Raw genomic sequence first — 16,123 nt, 5'->3', positions numbered from 1 at the left:
GGGACTCCCATTTTGATTCGGTAACCTGCCGACCATAGTAAAAAAGCAACATTTACCTTAGGACATGGCTTTGCGTCTCTACGTTTCCATAGATTTGCCTTTTTCTTCTTTTCTTTTTAAATATTTTCTATATTACGTCCACTTTATATGAAATTATTGTTTTTTTCACCGAAAAATGGGTGTAAAGATTCATGCGTTATGCCGAATGAATCACATAATAATTTACGATATTTACCGAAAATAACTAATAATAGTTGCGTTCAACCGAAAATAATCGACTAAATACCGCAAAAATTTCATGTTTTTCCTTAAATTTTGCAAATATGACCGAAAATGTAGGATAGAGGTCTCCGTCCACTCTCCACAATTTCTTAAATCTTAAGAACTATATTCCCTAAAAAATTAAAAATATTTACCGTAAAAACAACACAAAAAGAGCTGCCATTTCAAATGACAGCTCCCTTGTTTCTTCATTATATTTACATCACCTTAGACAGGCCAATTGTTTTTTCAATAATGAGCAACGCAATGATAGAAATGATAATAAATATGACAGATATCGCATTGACACTCGGATCAAAGGTTTGCTCAATGTAATTAAACGTCCTGACGGGAATCGTAATCGTTTGAGGAGAGGAAACGAACAAACTAATCGATATTTCCCCAAATGACGTCACAGCTGAAAACACCCCGCCTGCAATAATTCCTGGCTTTATCAAAGGCAGCGTCACTCGAAAGAATGTGCGAATGGGTCCTGCGCCAAGATTCATTGAAGCTAGCTCAAGCCGTGGGTCCAAATTCGATACACTGACGCCTACTGTTCGAACCACATAGGGAAAACCAATGATGACGTGACCTATGACAAGCGCCCACAAAGATCCTGTAAACCCCATAGCCGTAAACAAATAAAGCATGGCAATCCCCAACACTACTTGAGGAATCATAAGAGGTGACAAAATGAAGGCTTGAATCGCCTCCTTTCCCTGAAAGGAAAGCCTTGCTAAAGCATACGAAGCCATCGTGCCTAAAAGAACCGTAAGAGGCGTTACGATGAATAGCAAAATCACGCTGATACGCAGAGATTCCATCCATTCTGGATTCGACACGACCTCTTGAAACCAACGAACAGAGAACGAAGTCGGCGGAAATTCAGGGAAGGCATTTGGACTAAAAGCAGATAAGACGATGACAAGAACAGGTATGGTCAAAAAGAGATAAACCAATGACCCAGCAGTCCAAATCAGGATTGAAAGCAAGCGATCACCAAATGATTTTTTACGCATGCATCCTCGCCTCCCAACGCTTCAATAGATAGCTTAATAAACTGACCACCACAAGCACACAAACCAATAACGTAAAGGACATCGCTGCAGCAAGAGGCAAGTTATACACCTGCATGACCTGCTGATAAATAGACAGAGGCAGCAGCGGCTGCATTCTTCCGCCGACTAAGAGCGGAGTGATATAGCTCCCAGCTGCCAGCGAAAAGACAATGATAGCCCCTGTCACCATCCCTGGAATGGTCAATGGAAAGGTCACATGAAAGAAGGTTCGAATTCGTCCAGCTCCTAGACTCATAGAAGCCGGTCGTAAATGACGATCCATATCGGTTAAGCTCGTCGCAATAGGCAGCACTGCAAAAGGCAGCATGACCTGAACATAAGCAATAATCACCGCATTCATATTCCACAACATAGAGAGCGGCTTCTCAACCACATGTAAATCTAATAACATGCCATTGATCAGACCATTTTGTGAAAGAAGGACAATCCATGCAAACGTCCGAATCACAACACTTGTCAAAAGCGGGGAGACAAGTAAGATATAGAAAAATGCCCGCAGACGCGGATGAGGTGCCTTGACGAGCACGTATGCTGCAGGGTATGCCATCAATAAACAAATCACCGTTGTCTGTAAGGCTACCCACACTGTACTTCCAATCGCCTTCACATACGCATCTGTCGTGAACACATGAATATATTGAGAAAAGCTATACGTTTGTAATGTGTTCATCATTGAATCCACATCGCGAAAACTGAGGACGAACATCATCACAAGCGGCGCTAGAAGAAATACAACAAGGAACAAACACGCCGGCAGCAGCATGAACCAATGAAATCGCTGATTCTTTTTCTTGATACGCATCACGTATGCACCTTCGAATCTAGGAAAACGATATCTTCAGGCTGCCAATTGATATGAATAGCTTCTCCAGCTTTCGGCAGTTCAGGAAATGCTGCATCGGAAGCATGGACAATCATTTCACCGCTATCGAGCTCTACCACCAAACGTAATGCGTGACCAATATAACTGACATCTGCCAGCACGCCTGATACATGGTTAGACTGAACGTCTTCCCGCTCAGAAGATATGTTGATTCTTTCTGGACGGAGCATGAGTAACTGATTTTCCTTCTTCTCTTGGTGTGCCGCTGCCTTTAACTGAACTTCCTGCCCGTTTGACTGGATTAAATGAGGAACGATAAATATAGCTTTCGCTTCATCATAGACTGCCTCGAATAGGTTCACTTGTCCGATAAATTCAGCAACAAATCGATTGTTTGGCTGGCGGTACACCTCTAAAGGCGTTCCAATCTGCTGGATTTTCCCCTCTCCTAAAATCCCAACCCGATCAGAAAGACTTAATGCTTCCTCTTGATCATGGGTCACGAGAATGGTGGTAATTCCGACATTCCTTTGAATATTTCGAAGCTCCGTCTGCATATTTTTTCTTAGTTTTGCATCTAGGTTGCTGAGCGGTTCATCAAGAAGAAGAACAGATGGCTGAATCGCAAGCGCCCTTGCAATCGCTACCCGCTGCTGCTGTCCACCACTTAATTGATGCGGCATACGTTTCGCAAACGCTTCTAATTGCACAAGAGATAAACTCTCCATTACCTTCTCTTTGATTTCAGCCTTCTTTTTCTTTTGAACCTTTAACCCATACGCCACATTATCAAATACGGTCAGATGCGGAAAGAGTGCATAGCTTTGAAAAACCATACCCGTTTTTCTTTGATAAGGCGGTAAATTCGTCACATTCTGATCACCAATATAGACGACACCTTTTGTTGGTTCTAAAAAACCGCCAATGATGTTTAATAACGTTGATTTCCCGCAGCCGCTAGGACCAAGAAGGGAGAAAAACTCTCCCTCATTCACCGTAAGACTGACATCGTTAAGAGCAATCTGCTCGCCGAAATGCTGGCTGATATGTTCTAAATGGATTCCACTCATACGATCACCTATTTTCCTCCGCCTAATACTTCGTTCCATCGATTTGTCCAATTGCCCAGCTCCGAAGTTGCTGTTTCGTAATCTACCCAAGTCAGCTTGCTATAATAATTCTCTCCAACCTTGACCTTCCCCTTAATCTTGTCACCGTATTTCACATCAGAATTCGACATACCATAATAAGATTTTTCCGAGAAAGCTTCCTGAGCTTCTTTTCCACTTAAATAGTTTAATAGTTTGTAAGCCGCTTCCTCATGCTGACTTCCCTTCGTTAAAGCCCAGCTCGCAACTGCTGCAACAGCGCCTTCTTTCGGATATGAAAAACCAATACTCATTCCTTCTTCTTCAAGTGCAAATGCTCGTCCATCCCAATATGGAACTGCTACGACGTCACCACGTTCTAACAAGGTTTGAATAGACCCTGGATTATCTGGAAAAGCAGCAACATGCCCTTTTAATTGCGAAAGGCTTTTAAAGGCTTTATCAATATCCTTAGGATTTGATTCTGTCCCCCCTTGAGCATGGACAAGCGCAGAGAAAAATTGCAACCCGGCTGAATAAGTCGGAGATGAAATGGCTACCTTCCCTTTTAGCTGACTGCTCCATAGGTCTGTCCAGCTGTTTGGTTCCTGCTTTACGAGGTCTTTTCGATAAGCAATTCCAAGCTGACCCATACTAAAGCCTGCTGCATATTGTTTTCCATCAACAGTGAGCTTCTTTTGGACAGAACGGTAAAGTTTTTTGACATTCGGTGCTTGATCTTCATCGATAGGTGCAAGAACGTTTGCTGCAATGCCTCTTTGAATCGTATCAGGCTGTAAAATAAGCAGGTCATACGGTGGATTTTTACCATTTGACGCTTTTAATTTTGTAAACCATTCAGAATCCGCACCAGAGACGGTTTGGACTTTAATTCCCGTATCTTTTTCAAACTTTTCGAGGATCGGTTTGATATTCTTTTCCCAATCGCCCCCGTATACGCCAACGATCACAGTCTGCTGCTGTTTACCTTGATCCTGTCCATTCCAACCGCAAGCTGTCAGCAGTAAAATCATTGACAGAACACCTGCAAAAATAGTGATTAATCTTCTTTTCATGATTCATTTCCCCCTTTTTGTCCATCCATATGACGAAGTGCTTGAATAATATCTTTCTTTGTTAACGGCTCATTTCTATGACTGAAATATTGATGAACTGCATGTTTATAATGTGTACGTTCATTGGCTGGGTAGGAACGCAGCCGCACAGCAAGCTCGCTACTGGCTTCATCCGTCCATACTTTCTCATAAGCTTCTCTGTGTTCTCCGACATCCCACATGATATTAGCAGGATGATTACCCTTTTCACGAAACTGATTCGTTTGCTCCTCATCAATCCTCCATTCATTTTGGTCTAGATACACTTTAACGCCATATTGCTGCAGCGCTCTTTCTTCACTTAATAAACCTGCTTCCACTTCATGAAGGACTTTTTCTTTCTCTCTTGCAAATGGATTTCCCCAACCGCCTCCACTTGGTGATATCAATTGCACAATATCGCCTTTTTCAAGACGCAGAACATCTATTTTCGGCTGGTCTTGTTTTTCACCTATTGCTGTGACTAGCTTGACCTCACCGATAGCTCCCGCTCGTCCGCCCATTAGCCCCCAAGGCTGAAACTTCATACGTTCCATACCTCGTGCGGTCACCATGGATTCAGGCTTGATCATTTCAAATTCCAAACCAATCGCATGTCCGCCTCTGTTTTCTCCTGCTCCGCCTGTGTTTGGCAAAATCTCATATCGGTGAACATGAATATCAATATGCTGTTCTAAACTCTCAATAGGTGTATTCTTCAAAAAGCCAGACGAATGATCAATACCATCTACTCCGTCCGTTCCATTTTGAGCACCACCGCCTCCGCCTAATGGTTCGACAACAGACATTTTCCTGCCGCCTGTTTGATTATCAGGAACAGAGAGAACAACAATAGCTGATTGACCTGCACCTGCTGCCGGCACTGCTTCAGGTAACAGCTTACCAATGGCGCCTAGCACGACATTGAACAGCCGCATCGTAATTGAATGCCGAATACCAACAGAAGCCGGGTATTCTGGATGCACTAGCGTCCCTTTAGGTGAAATCACTTCAATCGGATATGTGATTCCGCCATTAATCGGTATAAAGGGATCTTTACTAATAATGTAATTAATCAATCCTTGATATAGGAAGGAATGCTTCTGACCATTAGTAACAAGGTTAAAAGCTGTTTTCACTTGCGGGTCACACTCAGAAAAATCAAGCGTTAGCCGCTTTCCTTTGACCGTTAACTTAATTTTCAACCGTATCGGCACATCCGAGATCATATCATCGTCTAAATAATCAGCGAATTCACTCGTTCCATCCGGAATGGCTTCAATGACCTTTCCTGCACGAACCTCAGATTGTTTCAGGAGGTCCATCATTCCTTGTTTCACTTCATTTATTCCAAATTTCCCGATCATTTCTTTTAAGCGAATTTCTGCTGTATTTACTGCAGCAATCATTGCATTGATATCCCCATCATTTAAATGACTGGCTCGGCTGTTGGCTCTTAAAAAAGTACGTACGACCTGATTCTCTTTTCCGCCTTCATAAATTTTCACTGGCGGTATTCTTAATCCTTCTTGATGAACATCGGTCGCTGTCGGCGAAATACTCGAGGGCACAAGTCCGCCCACATCACTTACATGAACAAAAGACCAAGCATAGCTGACAATTTCACCATCTACGAAGATCGGCTTAATGATATGGACATCCGGCAGGTGAGTCGCTAAACCATCTGTCGTATAAGGATCATTTGTGATGATAATATCTCCTGGCTGCATCGGTCCGCTCTCTTCAATCGCTTTTTTAAGACTCAGCCCTAAAAAGATCGTGACACCCACTGTCTTCGGATAAACGAAGAAATCTCCAGAAGGCGTGGCTAACGCTGTCGCAAAGTCAGCTGATTCTTTGACGAAAGTCGTAAAAGACGTCCGCTCAATGACATGTCCCATGCCAGATGCAATTGCATTAAAATAACTGCGCATCATCTCAAGCTTTGCTGGATCAGTTCTCATGTAAAGCCGCCTCCCTTGAAATCACCAAGTTCCCTGATTGATCAATGCCGCCTGCCCAATTTGGCAGAATCAATATTGTTGTATCATCCTGCTCAATGATGGCAGGTCCATTAATGACAGAACCTACTGACAAAGTATCTCTGTGATAAATAGCTGCTTCATATTCTTTTTCTTCTATAAAAATTCGCCTGTATTCATGTGGCTTCAAAGATTGTCCGCTGCTTTCATGAACAGGTGTGAAAGGCAGTGGCGGCGTCTCGCCTATGACTCGAACTCGTAAATGAGTAAACTCGATGTTCGCCTGATCATCTCTATGACCATATTGACGCTGATGTAGTTTGTGAAAGGCTTCAATGAGTTGATGGATATCTTGTTCTTGCTTCAGCCATTCAGCTGATAATGGTAATTCAATCTCAAAGGCTTGTCCTTGATAACGTGCATCTGCCAATAATAGTATGGATGTCTGTTTAATATGCTGAATGTTCTGCTGACTGAACCAATCAGTCGCTTTTCGAGAAAGCATCTCATAATCTTGTTTTATTTGATCTATCGAGTAGTCTTGTAAACATATTTTCTTCGACAGTACCGCATCATGAATAAAATCAGCGTTCAAGGCACCTAATGCACATAATGTTCCTGGACTTGGAGGAACGACCACGTTTTTCGCATGAATTTCTCTCGCAAGGAAATTCGCTACAACCGGTCCTGCTCCGCCAAACGCTAGTAAACTAAAATCTCTTGGGTCAAACCCTTGCTGCTCCATGACATTGCTTAATTCTGTGTACATATTGGCGACAGCTACTTGAATCAGCTGGTCAGCCGCTTCTTCTACCGTTTTGTTGAGCTGGTCAGCAATTGGCTGAAAGGCCTTTTCCGCCGCGAACAGCTGTAGTTGTAAATGTCCTCCGGCAAAACGCTCTTGATTGAGATAACCACATATGAGGAACGCGTCAGTTAAGGCGGCTTTCATTCCCTTTCCATACGAAGCTGGTCCCGGCTGTGAGCCAACTGATTCTGGTCCTGCTTTGAGAAGCCCGCCCTGATCAATCCATGCAACCGAACCCCCGCCTGCCCCTATTGAATACATCGCAACAGATGGAAGAATGATCGGAAAACCTGAAAGCTGATTTGACTGAGCCATTGTAGGCTGTCCATTTTGAATAATGGAGATATCTGCACTCGTCCCCCCAACATCAAACGTGATCAGATTGGATTCGTTTGCAGCGGCTGCAATTCTTGCCGCACCAATGACACCAGCTGCCGGACCAGAAAAAAGTGTTTTAACAGGTGAAGTTGCTGCACTTTCTGCATCCATTAAACCACCATTTGATTGTGTAATGTATGGAGAAATTGGTACACCTTCTTCTTTCAAACGGCTTTTCAATGTTTGTAAATACTGTTTCACCTTTGGTTGGATATACAAATTGACAACAGACATCACAGTACGCTCGTATTCTCTCATTTGGGGCCATAATTCAGATGAAGTAAGGACTTCTAATTGCGGATAATGGTGTTTGATATAGGCTTTTGCCTGTAATTCATGAACTGGATTTTGATAGCTATGTAAAAAAGAAATGACAATACCTGCTAGTCCTTTAGACATAACCTGCTGGACAGCATGATCTAATTGCTGCAGATGGAGAGGTTTTTTGATCGTACCATCGTGTATCAACCTTTCAGAGATTGGATATACATGCTTTCGAGGTATCAATGGTTCTGGCAAACGAGAATTGAAGTCATAAGGAATGGGTAATCGTAAACGCTGTAGTGACAATATGTCTTGAAAGCCTTCCGTCACAAAAAGGGCCAAATCTGCTCCTTTTCTCTGCAATAATGTATTAAGACCGATTGTCATGCCATGTACGAGATATTGGATTTTAGATAAATCAACACCTCTGTCTTTTAGAAGTTTTAGCCCATTGATAATTCCCTGAGCTGGGTCGTCAGTCACTGTGGGTGTTTTGAGTTCAGTTAGCGCCCCTGTTGCTTCATTCATCAGCGATAAGTCAGTAAATGTTCCGCCTATGTCTATGCCAAGCCGATAAGAGACATCCGCCATTTGTACTTCCCTCCTACAATGTAAATAGAATGATATTTTGATAAATTACGACATTTTTTGATATTTGACTCCATATTATTAAAGCATATCGGTCTAGTCAATTTTATTTTTTCAAAATTTCTGTGTGTTAAATTCTTGAAATTAGCCCAAAAAGCAGTGATAAAGCCATTTTGATAAAGCATAATCTTTTTATGAACTGAAAAATTAAAATTTTTATGAATTTTTACAAATGTGAAAAGCGAGAGAACGGATAAAAACCGTTTTTCGAACTTTAAAAGGCGTTTTTTCAAAACCAGGAGAAATTGGTAAGTAATTCTGCTATACTTCTGTTTACAAAATACGCAAACAAGAAAGAGAGCTAGCATCTATGAAACTTCTTAAAATCATTCTCTTGCTTTTACTGATCGTCGTTGGTGTAGCAACAGGCTATATTCAGCTGGAGCAAAGTAAACAAGAGACGACGAATTCATCTTATGACAAAACGATTCACTTCCCATCAGATCGTTACCCCGAAACCGCTAAGCACATAGAAGAGGCCATTGATGAAGGCCATTCATCCGTATGTACGATTGACCGTAAACATAGCGATGAACAAAGAGAACAATCACTTCATGGCATCCCAACAAAGCGCGGGTATGATCGGGACGAATGGCCGATGGCGATGTGTAAGGAAGGAGGAACAGGAGCTTCAGTCAAATATATTAATCCTTCAGATAATAGAGGAGCAGGCTCATGGGTTGGTCATCAATTATCGGATGATCCTGACGGCACAAGAATACAATTTATCATCGATTAACGCCATTTCCCTTTTCTATCTAAAAAAATTTCCTCGTAACTGCATTCAGGTATTTCAAACATTTTTTTCATGCCGATAATCCTTAAGGAGGTTTATCCTACCTTATACCTAAAGGAGTCAAAAAGCATAAAGAAAAAGGGGAAACTGAGGCTTGGTGCCAAAATTTTGTTGATCTTTTTAAGTGTCATCATCATCTTTTCAGCAATTGTTGGTTATATGGTGAATCGTAAAATGACAGAAAACATCAAGCACATGGCCACTGAAAAAGCAAAAAGTGATGTAAAGCTAGGCTATGCCTACTTGCTCAAAACGCAGCAATTGAAGCAGCACGAGCAGGCGAGCATGGGAAAGGATTTGCGGTTGTCGCAGACGAAGTGAGAAAGCTCGCTGAGGAATCACAAGCATCATCAAATTTGATTTCCCATCTCATTTCTGAAATCCAAAAAGAGATGACTCATTCAACAAATGCGATCAAACGAGTAAGAGAGGAAGCGGCTCTAGGGACTGTACTTATTTCTCATAAAGAAGAATCATTTATTGATATTCAACAGTCAATGAGAGAAATGGCGGATGGCATCAAGCATTTATCTAGTGCATCACAAAAAATCGCAGCTTATACAAACGATGCGAAACGATCCTTTGCCACTATTACAGAAGGGGTTAAACAAACGAGTGAACATTCACAGCAAGTAGCCGGTTTAACAGAAGAACAATTTGCCGCAACGGAAGAAGTAACTGCTTCATCAGAAGCTCTTGCTCATTTAGCAGGAGATTTAAAAGCAATGGTTTCACAATTTCACATCTAGATTCCTTATATAGAAGCGCAAGACGGCGACAATCGTCTTGCTGCCTAACATTCTCTTCAAGAATCACTCTTTCAACCATTTACATTCCAACGAAAATCTATGTATAAAGGAGTTTTTTAAATGAATAACTTAAACCAAGCCTATTCTCTATCTATCTCCTATCACCAAATCACCGTATACACCGGAAGCAAAACACCACCTGTGATTGACTGGTCAGATGATGACATTCTTCAAGGATTCGCCATGGGAGATCACGGTGTATCCTTTGAAGGGGTCAACAACGGAAAAGCATCTGTTACCGTAACTTTAAATAGCAATATGCCCCCATCTTCGGCTGATAGAACGGTCACAGTGCCTTTTACGCATGCAAGCGATCAAGTTTATATCACAAGCGTCATGGCTCAGGTGCTGTCTTTCCCTATTCCAAAGGGAGATTATCAGCTCACCTGCTATACTTCTCAGCAGCCTGATCAAGACCTTTATCATATGAATTTCCAAACGGTGTAGGTCACGACTGATCGTACAAATCAAGCCACTTTTCCGCAAAGTCTACCGATTCTCTCACCGGTAATAAATATGAACTGGCAAGCCCGATTTGACCGTGATGATGAGTGCCTCCTGATAGAAGAAAGTCACGGCCGATCTGCTCAAATAGTTCTTCTCTTGTGATAATATCTTGGTACTCTTTCCATACCCTCCATCCATTTTCTAAGATGGGAGCTCCTCTTGTCATGAGGTCTTGCTGAGGAATGCGATATTCAGCCAGATGGAAAGCTGTCAGACTTTCAAAAGACGTACCAATCAGCAACACCTGAGCCTGAAGATCATACATGCGGGCTAGAGGCGAATGTTCCCCTAATCCAAAAGAAAGTGCGTGGTGTTTCAGAAGCTCATGTTTCTTTTTCCCCCAGGCCGTGAATGAAAAATGAGGATGATTGCTTCTCGCCACGCCCGGGTATTTCCAAAACGTTTCCGCTACCTTTCCCATTGCTGTTGGCATCGAGTAAGCTGGATCAAATGCAGGCATCGTGTCTTTGATCGATTTCCACCATGAAAAAGGAACAGGCGGATCGATCCAATCAGCGGGATCAGAAATCTCTAACGTTTGTGCCGGCATGATCAGTGTCCCCTCTTCTGTTAAGGTTTCCATCAATGCTTGTATGAGGGCAACAGCGCCTCCGTTTACCCAGCCGATAGATGATAAGGATGAGTGAACACATAAAATCATGCCTTTTTTCACACCAAGTTGAACCAAGTCTGCTTTGATTTTTTCCTTTGTCACCGGTTCAGCTTGATTTTCGATTAATTTTTTCATCGTTCTTTTTCCTCCTGCGTCTCTTTTCTTACTGATGAATGAGACGCTTAACCGCAATAGACAGTTTATAATTTGCGTAATTTGTCAGCTCCGTTAAAAACAGATCCAGTTCATCATGACTGAAGAAATGGCCTTCAGCCATATAGCAGCCTTCACCACTTATTTTAAATAAATTCTTGATCTCTTCCTGTCGGTCGAGAAAGGACAGAAGCGGTTCGTGATGATGACTGCGGGTATAGAGCTGCATAAATGTTTGGATGGTCTTTTGCGTCCGCCAGTCAATCGAAATGGTATATGCTTCAATCACACCCTCTTCTTCAAGCTTTAACACACGATTTGCAACAGCTTGACCCGTTAAATGAACTTTTTCACCTAGCGCTTTCATAGTTAATCGACTGTTTTTTGAGAGCTCTTTTAAAATATCCATATCGGTTTGGTCTAACATTGGCTCACCTCTTTCAAAAATCAAGTCCTTCTGATGAAAGACTTTCACAACCCTCTGTCACATGGAACTCTTTTAATATACTGTAAACTTAATCAGAAAAAAAGGAGGCCTTTTCATGAAAATCACGCTCATTCGGAATGCTACTTTCTACCTTGAATATGGTCAGGCAACTTTCTTCATTGATCCCTTTTTAGCAGCAAAAGGAACATATCCACCGTTTCCTCATACAGCCAATCAACATTTGAACAATCCGATTGTTGATCTGCCTGTAAACATTGACTTAGACAACATGCTACACCCAGATGCTGTCTTACTCACTCATTTGCACGTGGATCACTTTGATGACGAGGCGAAACAAAAATTAGCCCAAGACCAACCCATTTATACGCAATCGGATAATGACAAAAAAGAAGTTGAAGAGGCCGGTTTCCAGCATGTCACATGCATTGAAGATGAAATAGACATTTATGGTGTTCATATTCAGCGGACAGGTGGACAGCATGGGACAGGAGAAATTGCAAAGCGGATGGGACAGGTCAGCGGTTTTGTTTTCTTTCACCCTGATGAACCTACCCTTTACATTGCAGGTGATACCATTTGGTGTGATGAGCCGAAGGAGGTTATCAATACTTGCAAGCCAGATGTCATTGTGGTCAATAGCGGAGCTGCTCAATTTTTAGAAGGCGATCCAATTACGATGACGAAGGAAGACATTTTAGACGTTCACCGTTCTCACCCAACAGCACAAATTGTCGCTACTCACCTTGAGGCAGTGAATCATTGCTTACTAACAAGAGCCTCTTTACAAGCTTACATTCAAGAGCATCAAGCAGCACAAGCCATTTTTGTCCCTAAAGATGGTGAAAGTCTCTCCTTCTGAATAGATTGATAAACAATAAAAAACCGGCACCTCGCTGCCGGTTTCATCCTTATGGTCAATGGTGCTGTGGTTTTTTCAGCAATGGCACAAATCCGTTGTTTTTCAAATGATTGTAATGTTCATCCATTCGTTTCGTAATATGTGTACCTTGTTCCTTTGTTAACACACCATATTGGACGTACTTCTCAATCACTTCTTTTCGTTTAGAAAGAATTTGCTGCTCAAGCGTTTCAATTTGTTTTTGTTGTTCTGTCGTTAGTTTTACTTGATGCGTTACTGGACGCTTTTCCATTTGGGGTGTTTCTCCATGAGCTGTTTCCATATAAAAACCAGACAACAGCATCACCGATAATATGATCAAGCCACTTATTTTTTTCATCATTTTCTTCCCTCCTTTATTCGCATTTATTTTGTACACACTTTCCTTTTTTATACATTATCTCACGTTGCAAATTGCACATAATATTCTTACTTTTTCGCTTTTCTTCTGAAAACGTTGTCCTAACAGAAAAAGCGTGCTATGTTTTGTTTTGTATAAAAAATAGAGGAGGATTCTTAAATGAGTCGTTTTTATCATAGAAAATCGATCTGGGTAATGCTTGTTGTGTCTGCTTTCATACTTGTCTTGTCTGCTTGCAGTCAATCAGGCTCTTCTCAGTCTGGAGATTCAAAGTGGGATGAGATTCAAAAGAAAGGGAAAATCGTGGTTGCTACTTCAGGCACCCTTTATCCAACGTCATATCATGATACCGCTAATGGCAAGGATCAATTGACTGGTTATGAAGTGGAAGTGGTCAAAGAAGCATTTAAACGCCTGGATGTGAAAGTAGAATTTAAAGAAATGGGCTATGATGGCATGCTGAGCGCCATTAATTCTGGTCAAGTGGATGCCGCTGCAAATGACATTGACATCACAGATGACAGAAAAGATAAGTTCGCCTTTTCAACTCCTTATAAATATTCTTATGGCACAGCGATCGTAAGAAAAGATGATTTGTCTGGCATTAAAACGTTAAAAGATTTAAAAGGAAAGAAAGCAGCTGGTGCTGCCACAACGATTTATATGGATGTCGCTCGCAAGTACGGTGCGAAGGAAGTCATTTATGATAATGCGACAAACGAGCAATACTTAAAGGATGTCGCTAACGGTCGTACAGATGTCATTCTAAATGATTATTACTTGCAGACACTAGCTCTAGCTGCATTCCCGAAATTAAATATTACGATTCACCCTGACTTAAAATACATGCCAAACGAACAAGGTTTTGTGATGAAGAAGGACAACACAGAGCTTCAAAAAGAATTAAATCGTGTCTTAAAAGAAATGAAAAAAGACGGAACCATGAAAAAGATTTCCGAAAAATTCTTTAATCATGCAGACGTCTCAAAGAAAATAGATGCTGATGTCGAAGATGTCGACATTTCTAAATAAGGAGCCGCAAGCGTGGGAGATATTCATTTAGAATATATATTTAATCCTGCACTGGCAAAGGCGTCATTTCCATTTGTCATGAAAGGCATCTGGCTGACGCTGCTCATTTCCTTTGTGAGCATGTTTTTTGGCACCATTCTTGGCTTTTTTATTGCGCTTGCCAGAATGGCGAATACGTGGATGCTTTGGCTGCCTGCACGGCTGTATATCTCATTCATGCGTGGCGTGCCCATTCTGGTGATTTTGTTTATTCTTTATTTTGGATTTCCTTATATCGGCATTGAGTTTACAGCGGTCACTGCTGCCATTATTGGATTCAGCTTCAATAGCGCTGCCTATATTGCAGAAATCAATCGGGCGGCCCTCTCATCTGTTCCAAGTGGACAGGTGGAAGCTGCCAAGTCACTAGGTCTCAGCTATTGGCAAACGATGCGCGGTGTCATTTTGCCTCAATCCGTCCGCATCGCACTGCCGCCATTGACCAATGTCATGCTCGATTTAATCAAAGCCTCCTCACTGGCTGCAATGATTACTGTCCCCGAGCTATTCCAGCAAGCAAAGATCGTAGGTGGGCGCGAATTCGATTATATGACCATGTATATTTTGGTCGCCCTCATTTACTGGGGCATTTGCAGCGTAGTCTCATTACTTCAGGACTTTTTAGAAAAACGCTATGCAAAATATCTGTAACAAAAAAGAGCAGATCCAAGCGACCTGCTCTTTTTTATATTCAGCTTTAATGTATGAGCCATAACCACGCATATAACCCCAATAAAGTAAGGATCAAGGTTGGGATGGTCAGGATGATTCCGGCTTTCATGTATGCACCCCAAGAGATATGGACGCCCTTTTTCTTAAGAACATGAAGCCACAGCAATGTCGCCAATGAACCGATAGGGGTCATTTTCGGACCAAGGTTAGAGCCGATGACATTGGCATAAATCAATCCGTCTCTCATGACGCCTGCTGTATCTGTATGACCGATCGCAATCGCATCAATTAACACAGTAGGCAGATTGTTCATGACAGAGGACAGCACTGCGGCAAGCACACCCATAAACATCGTTCCCGCAAGCAAGCCATGCGATGCTCCTTGTTCGATCCATGCCGCCAATATTTCTGTGAGACCGACATTCTTCAGTCCATATACGACGACATACATGCCGATTGAGAAAAAGACAATGGACCACGGTGCTTCTTTTACGACACGTTTTGTCGCCACTTGGGGACTTCTTCTTGCCAGCCACAAGAAGACAAGAGCAATACCGCCCACAATGATGGAGACCGGAACCCCAATGAGTTCCCCTGCAAAATAACCGACAAGCAGACAGCCAAGCACGTACCAAGACAAGCGGAACATGCGGATATCCCGGATAGCTGATGCCGGTTCCTTCGCCTGTGATACATCGTATGTTTTTGGGATAAGCTTTCGGTAAAACACATAAAGCACTAACATGCTTGCTCCAAGTGACACAAGGTTTGGCACGAACATGTTTGCTGTATATTCAAGAAACCCAATATGAAAATAGTCGGCTGATACGATATTGACCAAGTTACTAATGACAAATGGCAAGGAGGTTGTATCTGCAATAAAGCCGCTCGCCATCACAAAAGGCAGGATCATCCGCTCATCCAGCTTTAACGCTCTCACCACAGACAAGACGATCGGGGTCAAAATCAGTGCCGCTCCATCATTCGCAAAAAAAGCAGCCACGACAGCGCCGAGCAATGTTAAATAAATAAACATGCGGACACCGTTCCCTTTTGCGGCTTTTGCCATATGCAGTGCAGCCCATTCGAAAAAACCGATTTCATCTAAAATTAACGAAATAATAATGATGCCAATAAACGCAAATGTTGCGTTCCATACTATTTGCGTCACTTCCCACACATCGCCCAGATGAACGACACCAAAGGCAAGTGCAAGAATGGCGCCTCCACATGCTGACCATCCAATGGTTAAACGTCCTGGTTGCCAAATGACAAGGACGAGGGTCAGGATGAAAATCAAAATGGCCAAGGTGACTGCTCCCAAAGGTGGCCCCCCTTTCATAAAATCCTTATCTATCATACAACGA

16 protein-coding genes, 1 pseudogene and 1 riboswitch are annotated in these 16,123 nt (G+C 42.2%); of the genes and pseudogenes, 7 read left to right on the top strand and 10 right to left on the bottom strand.

Annotation, left to right across the window (positions count from 1 at the left end; genetic code table 11):
- Nucleotides 1–16: 16 nt before the first annotated feature.
- Nucleotides 17–109, bottom strand: a riboswitch (cyclic di-GMP riboswitch).
- A gap of 370 nt (nucleotides 110–479) precedes the next feature.
- The 6 genes from NST39_RS01955 to NST39_RS01930 are packed head-to-tail and all read right to left on the bottom strand — an operon-like array spanning nucleotide 480 to nucleotide 8,371.
- Entirely contained in the window at nucleotides 480–1,283 is an 804-nt protein-coding gene (locus tag NST39_RS01955; RefSeq protein WP_113768533.1) for an ABC transporter permease, read from the bottom strand.
- A complete protein-coding gene (locus NST39_RS01950) occupies nucleotides 1,276–2,145 on the bottom strand; it encodes an ABC transporter permease (protein ID WP_268484558.1) in 870 nt (289 codons plus the stop codon). The genes NST39_RS01955 and NST39_RS01950 overlap by 8 nt, the downstream gene beginning before the upstream one ends.
- Complete coding sequence (locus tag NST39_RS01945) at nucleotides 2,145–3,236, bottom strand: ABC transporter ATP-binding protein (protein WP_341026689.1); 1,092 nt, start codon at nucleotides 3,234–3,236, stop codon at nucleotides 2,145–2,147. The genes NST39_RS01950 and NST39_RS01945 overlap by 1 nt, the downstream gene beginning before the upstream one ends.
- 8 nt (nucleotides 3,237–3,244) lie before the next feature.
- On the bottom strand, nucleotides 3,245–4,330 hold the full coding sequence (locus NST39_RS01940; RefSeq protein WP_065098776.1) for an ABC transporter substrate-binding protein: 1,086 nt from the start codon (nucleotides 4,328–4,330) through the stop codon (nucleotides 3,245–3,247).
- A complete protein-coding gene (locus NST39_RS01935) occupies nucleotides 4,327–6,312 on the bottom strand; it encodes a hydantoinase B/oxoprolinase family protein (RefSeq protein ID WP_341026687.1) in 1,986 nt (661 codons plus the stop codon). The genes NST39_RS01940 and NST39_RS01935 overlap by 4 nt, the downstream gene beginning before the upstream one ends.
- Nucleotides 6,302–8,371, bottom strand: a complete 2,070-nt coding sequence (locus tag NST39_RS01930; protein ID WP_341026685.1) for a hydantoinase/oxoprolinase family protein — start codon at nucleotides 8,369–8,371, stop codon at nucleotides 6,302–6,304. The genes NST39_RS01935 and NST39_RS01930 overlap by 11 nt, the downstream gene beginning before the upstream one ends.
- 367 nt (nucleotides 8,372–8,738) lie before the next feature.
- Here NST39_RS01930 and NST39_RS01925 point away from each other — a divergent pair, with 367 nt between their 5' ends.
- From NST39_RS01925 to NST39_RS01910, 4 genes and pseudogenes are all read left to right on the top strand, one after another.
- Nucleotides 8,739–9,167 (top strand): NucA/NucB deoxyribonuclease domain-containing protein, encoded by a 429-nt coding sequence (locus tag NST39_RS01925; protein ID WP_044140469.1) that lies wholly within the window; start codon nucleotides 8,739–8,741, stop codon nucleotides 9,165–9,167.
- Between the two features lie 165 nt (nucleotides 9,168–9,332).
- Nucleotides 9,333–9,545, top strand: a complete 213-nt coding sequence (locus tag NST39_RS01920) for a hypothetical protein (protein WP_341026682.1) — start codon at nucleotides 9,333–9,335, stop codon at nucleotides 9,543–9,545.
- A pseudogene (locus NST39_RS01915) lies at nucleotides 9,464–9,973 on the top strand (methyl-accepting chemotaxis protein); the annotation flags it as partial. The gene NST39_RS01920 and the pseudogene NST39_RS01915, both read left to right, overlap by 82 nt.
- 120 nt (nucleotides 9,974–10,093) lie before the next feature.
- Entirely contained in the window at nucleotides 10,094–10,480 is a 387-nt protein-coding gene (locus tag NST39_RS01910; protein ID WP_126741565.1) for a competence protein ComJ, read from the top strand.
- A 1-nt stretch (nucleotide 10,481) separates the two neighbouring features.
- Here the strand turns inward: NST39_RS01910 and NST39_RS01905 are convergent, their stop codons facing one another.
- A complete protein-coding gene (locus NST39_RS01905) occupies nucleotides 10,482–11,288 on the bottom strand; it encodes an aminoglycoside N(3)-acetyltransferase (protein ID WP_340960292.1) in 807 nt (268 codons plus the stop codon).
- 28 nt (nucleotides 11,289–11,316) lie between these two features.
- Nucleotides 11,317–11,733, bottom strand: coding sequence for an Lrp/AsnC family transcriptional regulator (locus NST39_RS01900; RefSeq protein WP_044140465.1), 417 nt, complete (start codon nucleotides 11,731–11,733; stop codon nucleotides 11,317–11,319).
- Between the two features lie 115 nt (nucleotides 11,734–11,848).
- Here NST39_RS01900 and NST39_RS01895 point away from each other — a divergent pair, with 115 nt between their 5' ends.
- Nucleotides 11,849–12,613 (top strand): MBL fold metallo-hydrolase, encoded by a 765-nt coding sequence (locus tag NST39_RS01895; protein ID WP_044140464.1) that lies wholly within the window; start codon nucleotides 11,849–11,851, stop codon nucleotides 12,611–12,613.
- Nucleotides 12,614–12,668: 55 nt separating this feature from the next.
- Here NST39_RS01895 and NST39_RS01890 read toward each other — a convergent pair whose 3' ends face one another.
- Nucleotides 12,669–12,992 (bottom strand): YckD family protein, encoded by a 324-nt coding sequence (locus NST39_RS01890; RefSeq protein WP_044140620.1) that lies wholly within the window; start codon nucleotides 12,990–12,992, stop codon nucleotides 12,669–12,671.
- A gap of 180 nt (nucleotides 12,993–13,172) precedes the next feature.
- Between NST39_RS01890 and NST39_RS01885 the strand changes: the two genes are divergently transcribed.
- Both NST39_RS01885 and NST39_RS01880 read left to right on the top strand, forming a co-directional pair.
- Nucleotides 13,173–14,045: a transporter substrate-binding domain-containing protein gene (locus NST39_RS01885; RefSeq protein WP_003214277.1), complete on the top strand. Its 873-nt coding sequence runs from the start codon at nucleotides 13,173–13,175 to the stop codon at nucleotides 14,043–14,045.
- Between the two features lie 12 nt (nucleotides 14,046–14,057).
- Nucleotides 14,058–14,735 (top strand): amino acid ABC transporter permease, encoded by a 678-nt coding sequence (locus NST39_RS01880; RefSeq protein WP_044140463.1) that lies wholly within the window; start codon nucleotides 14,058–14,060, stop codon nucleotides 14,733–14,735.
- Between the two features lie 46 nt (nucleotides 14,736–14,781).
- On the opposite strand, the gene NST39_RS01875 is transcribed toward NST39_RS01880, so the two are convergent.
- Entirely contained in the window at nucleotides 14,782–16,080 is a 1,299-nt protein-coding gene (locus NST39_RS01875) for an arsenic transporter (RefSeq protein ID WP_065098769.1), read from the bottom strand.
- Nucleotides 16,081–16,123 lie beyond the last annotated feature (43 nt).

This window comes from Bacillus sp. FSL W8-0645, assembly GCF_038007905.1.
Taxonomy (GTDB): Bacteria; Bacillota; Bacilli; order Bacillales; family Bacillaceae; genus Bacillus; species Bacillus pumilus.
Note: the sequence above shows the minus strand (reverse complement) of the source record. Positions and strands in the feature narration are given on the sequence as shown.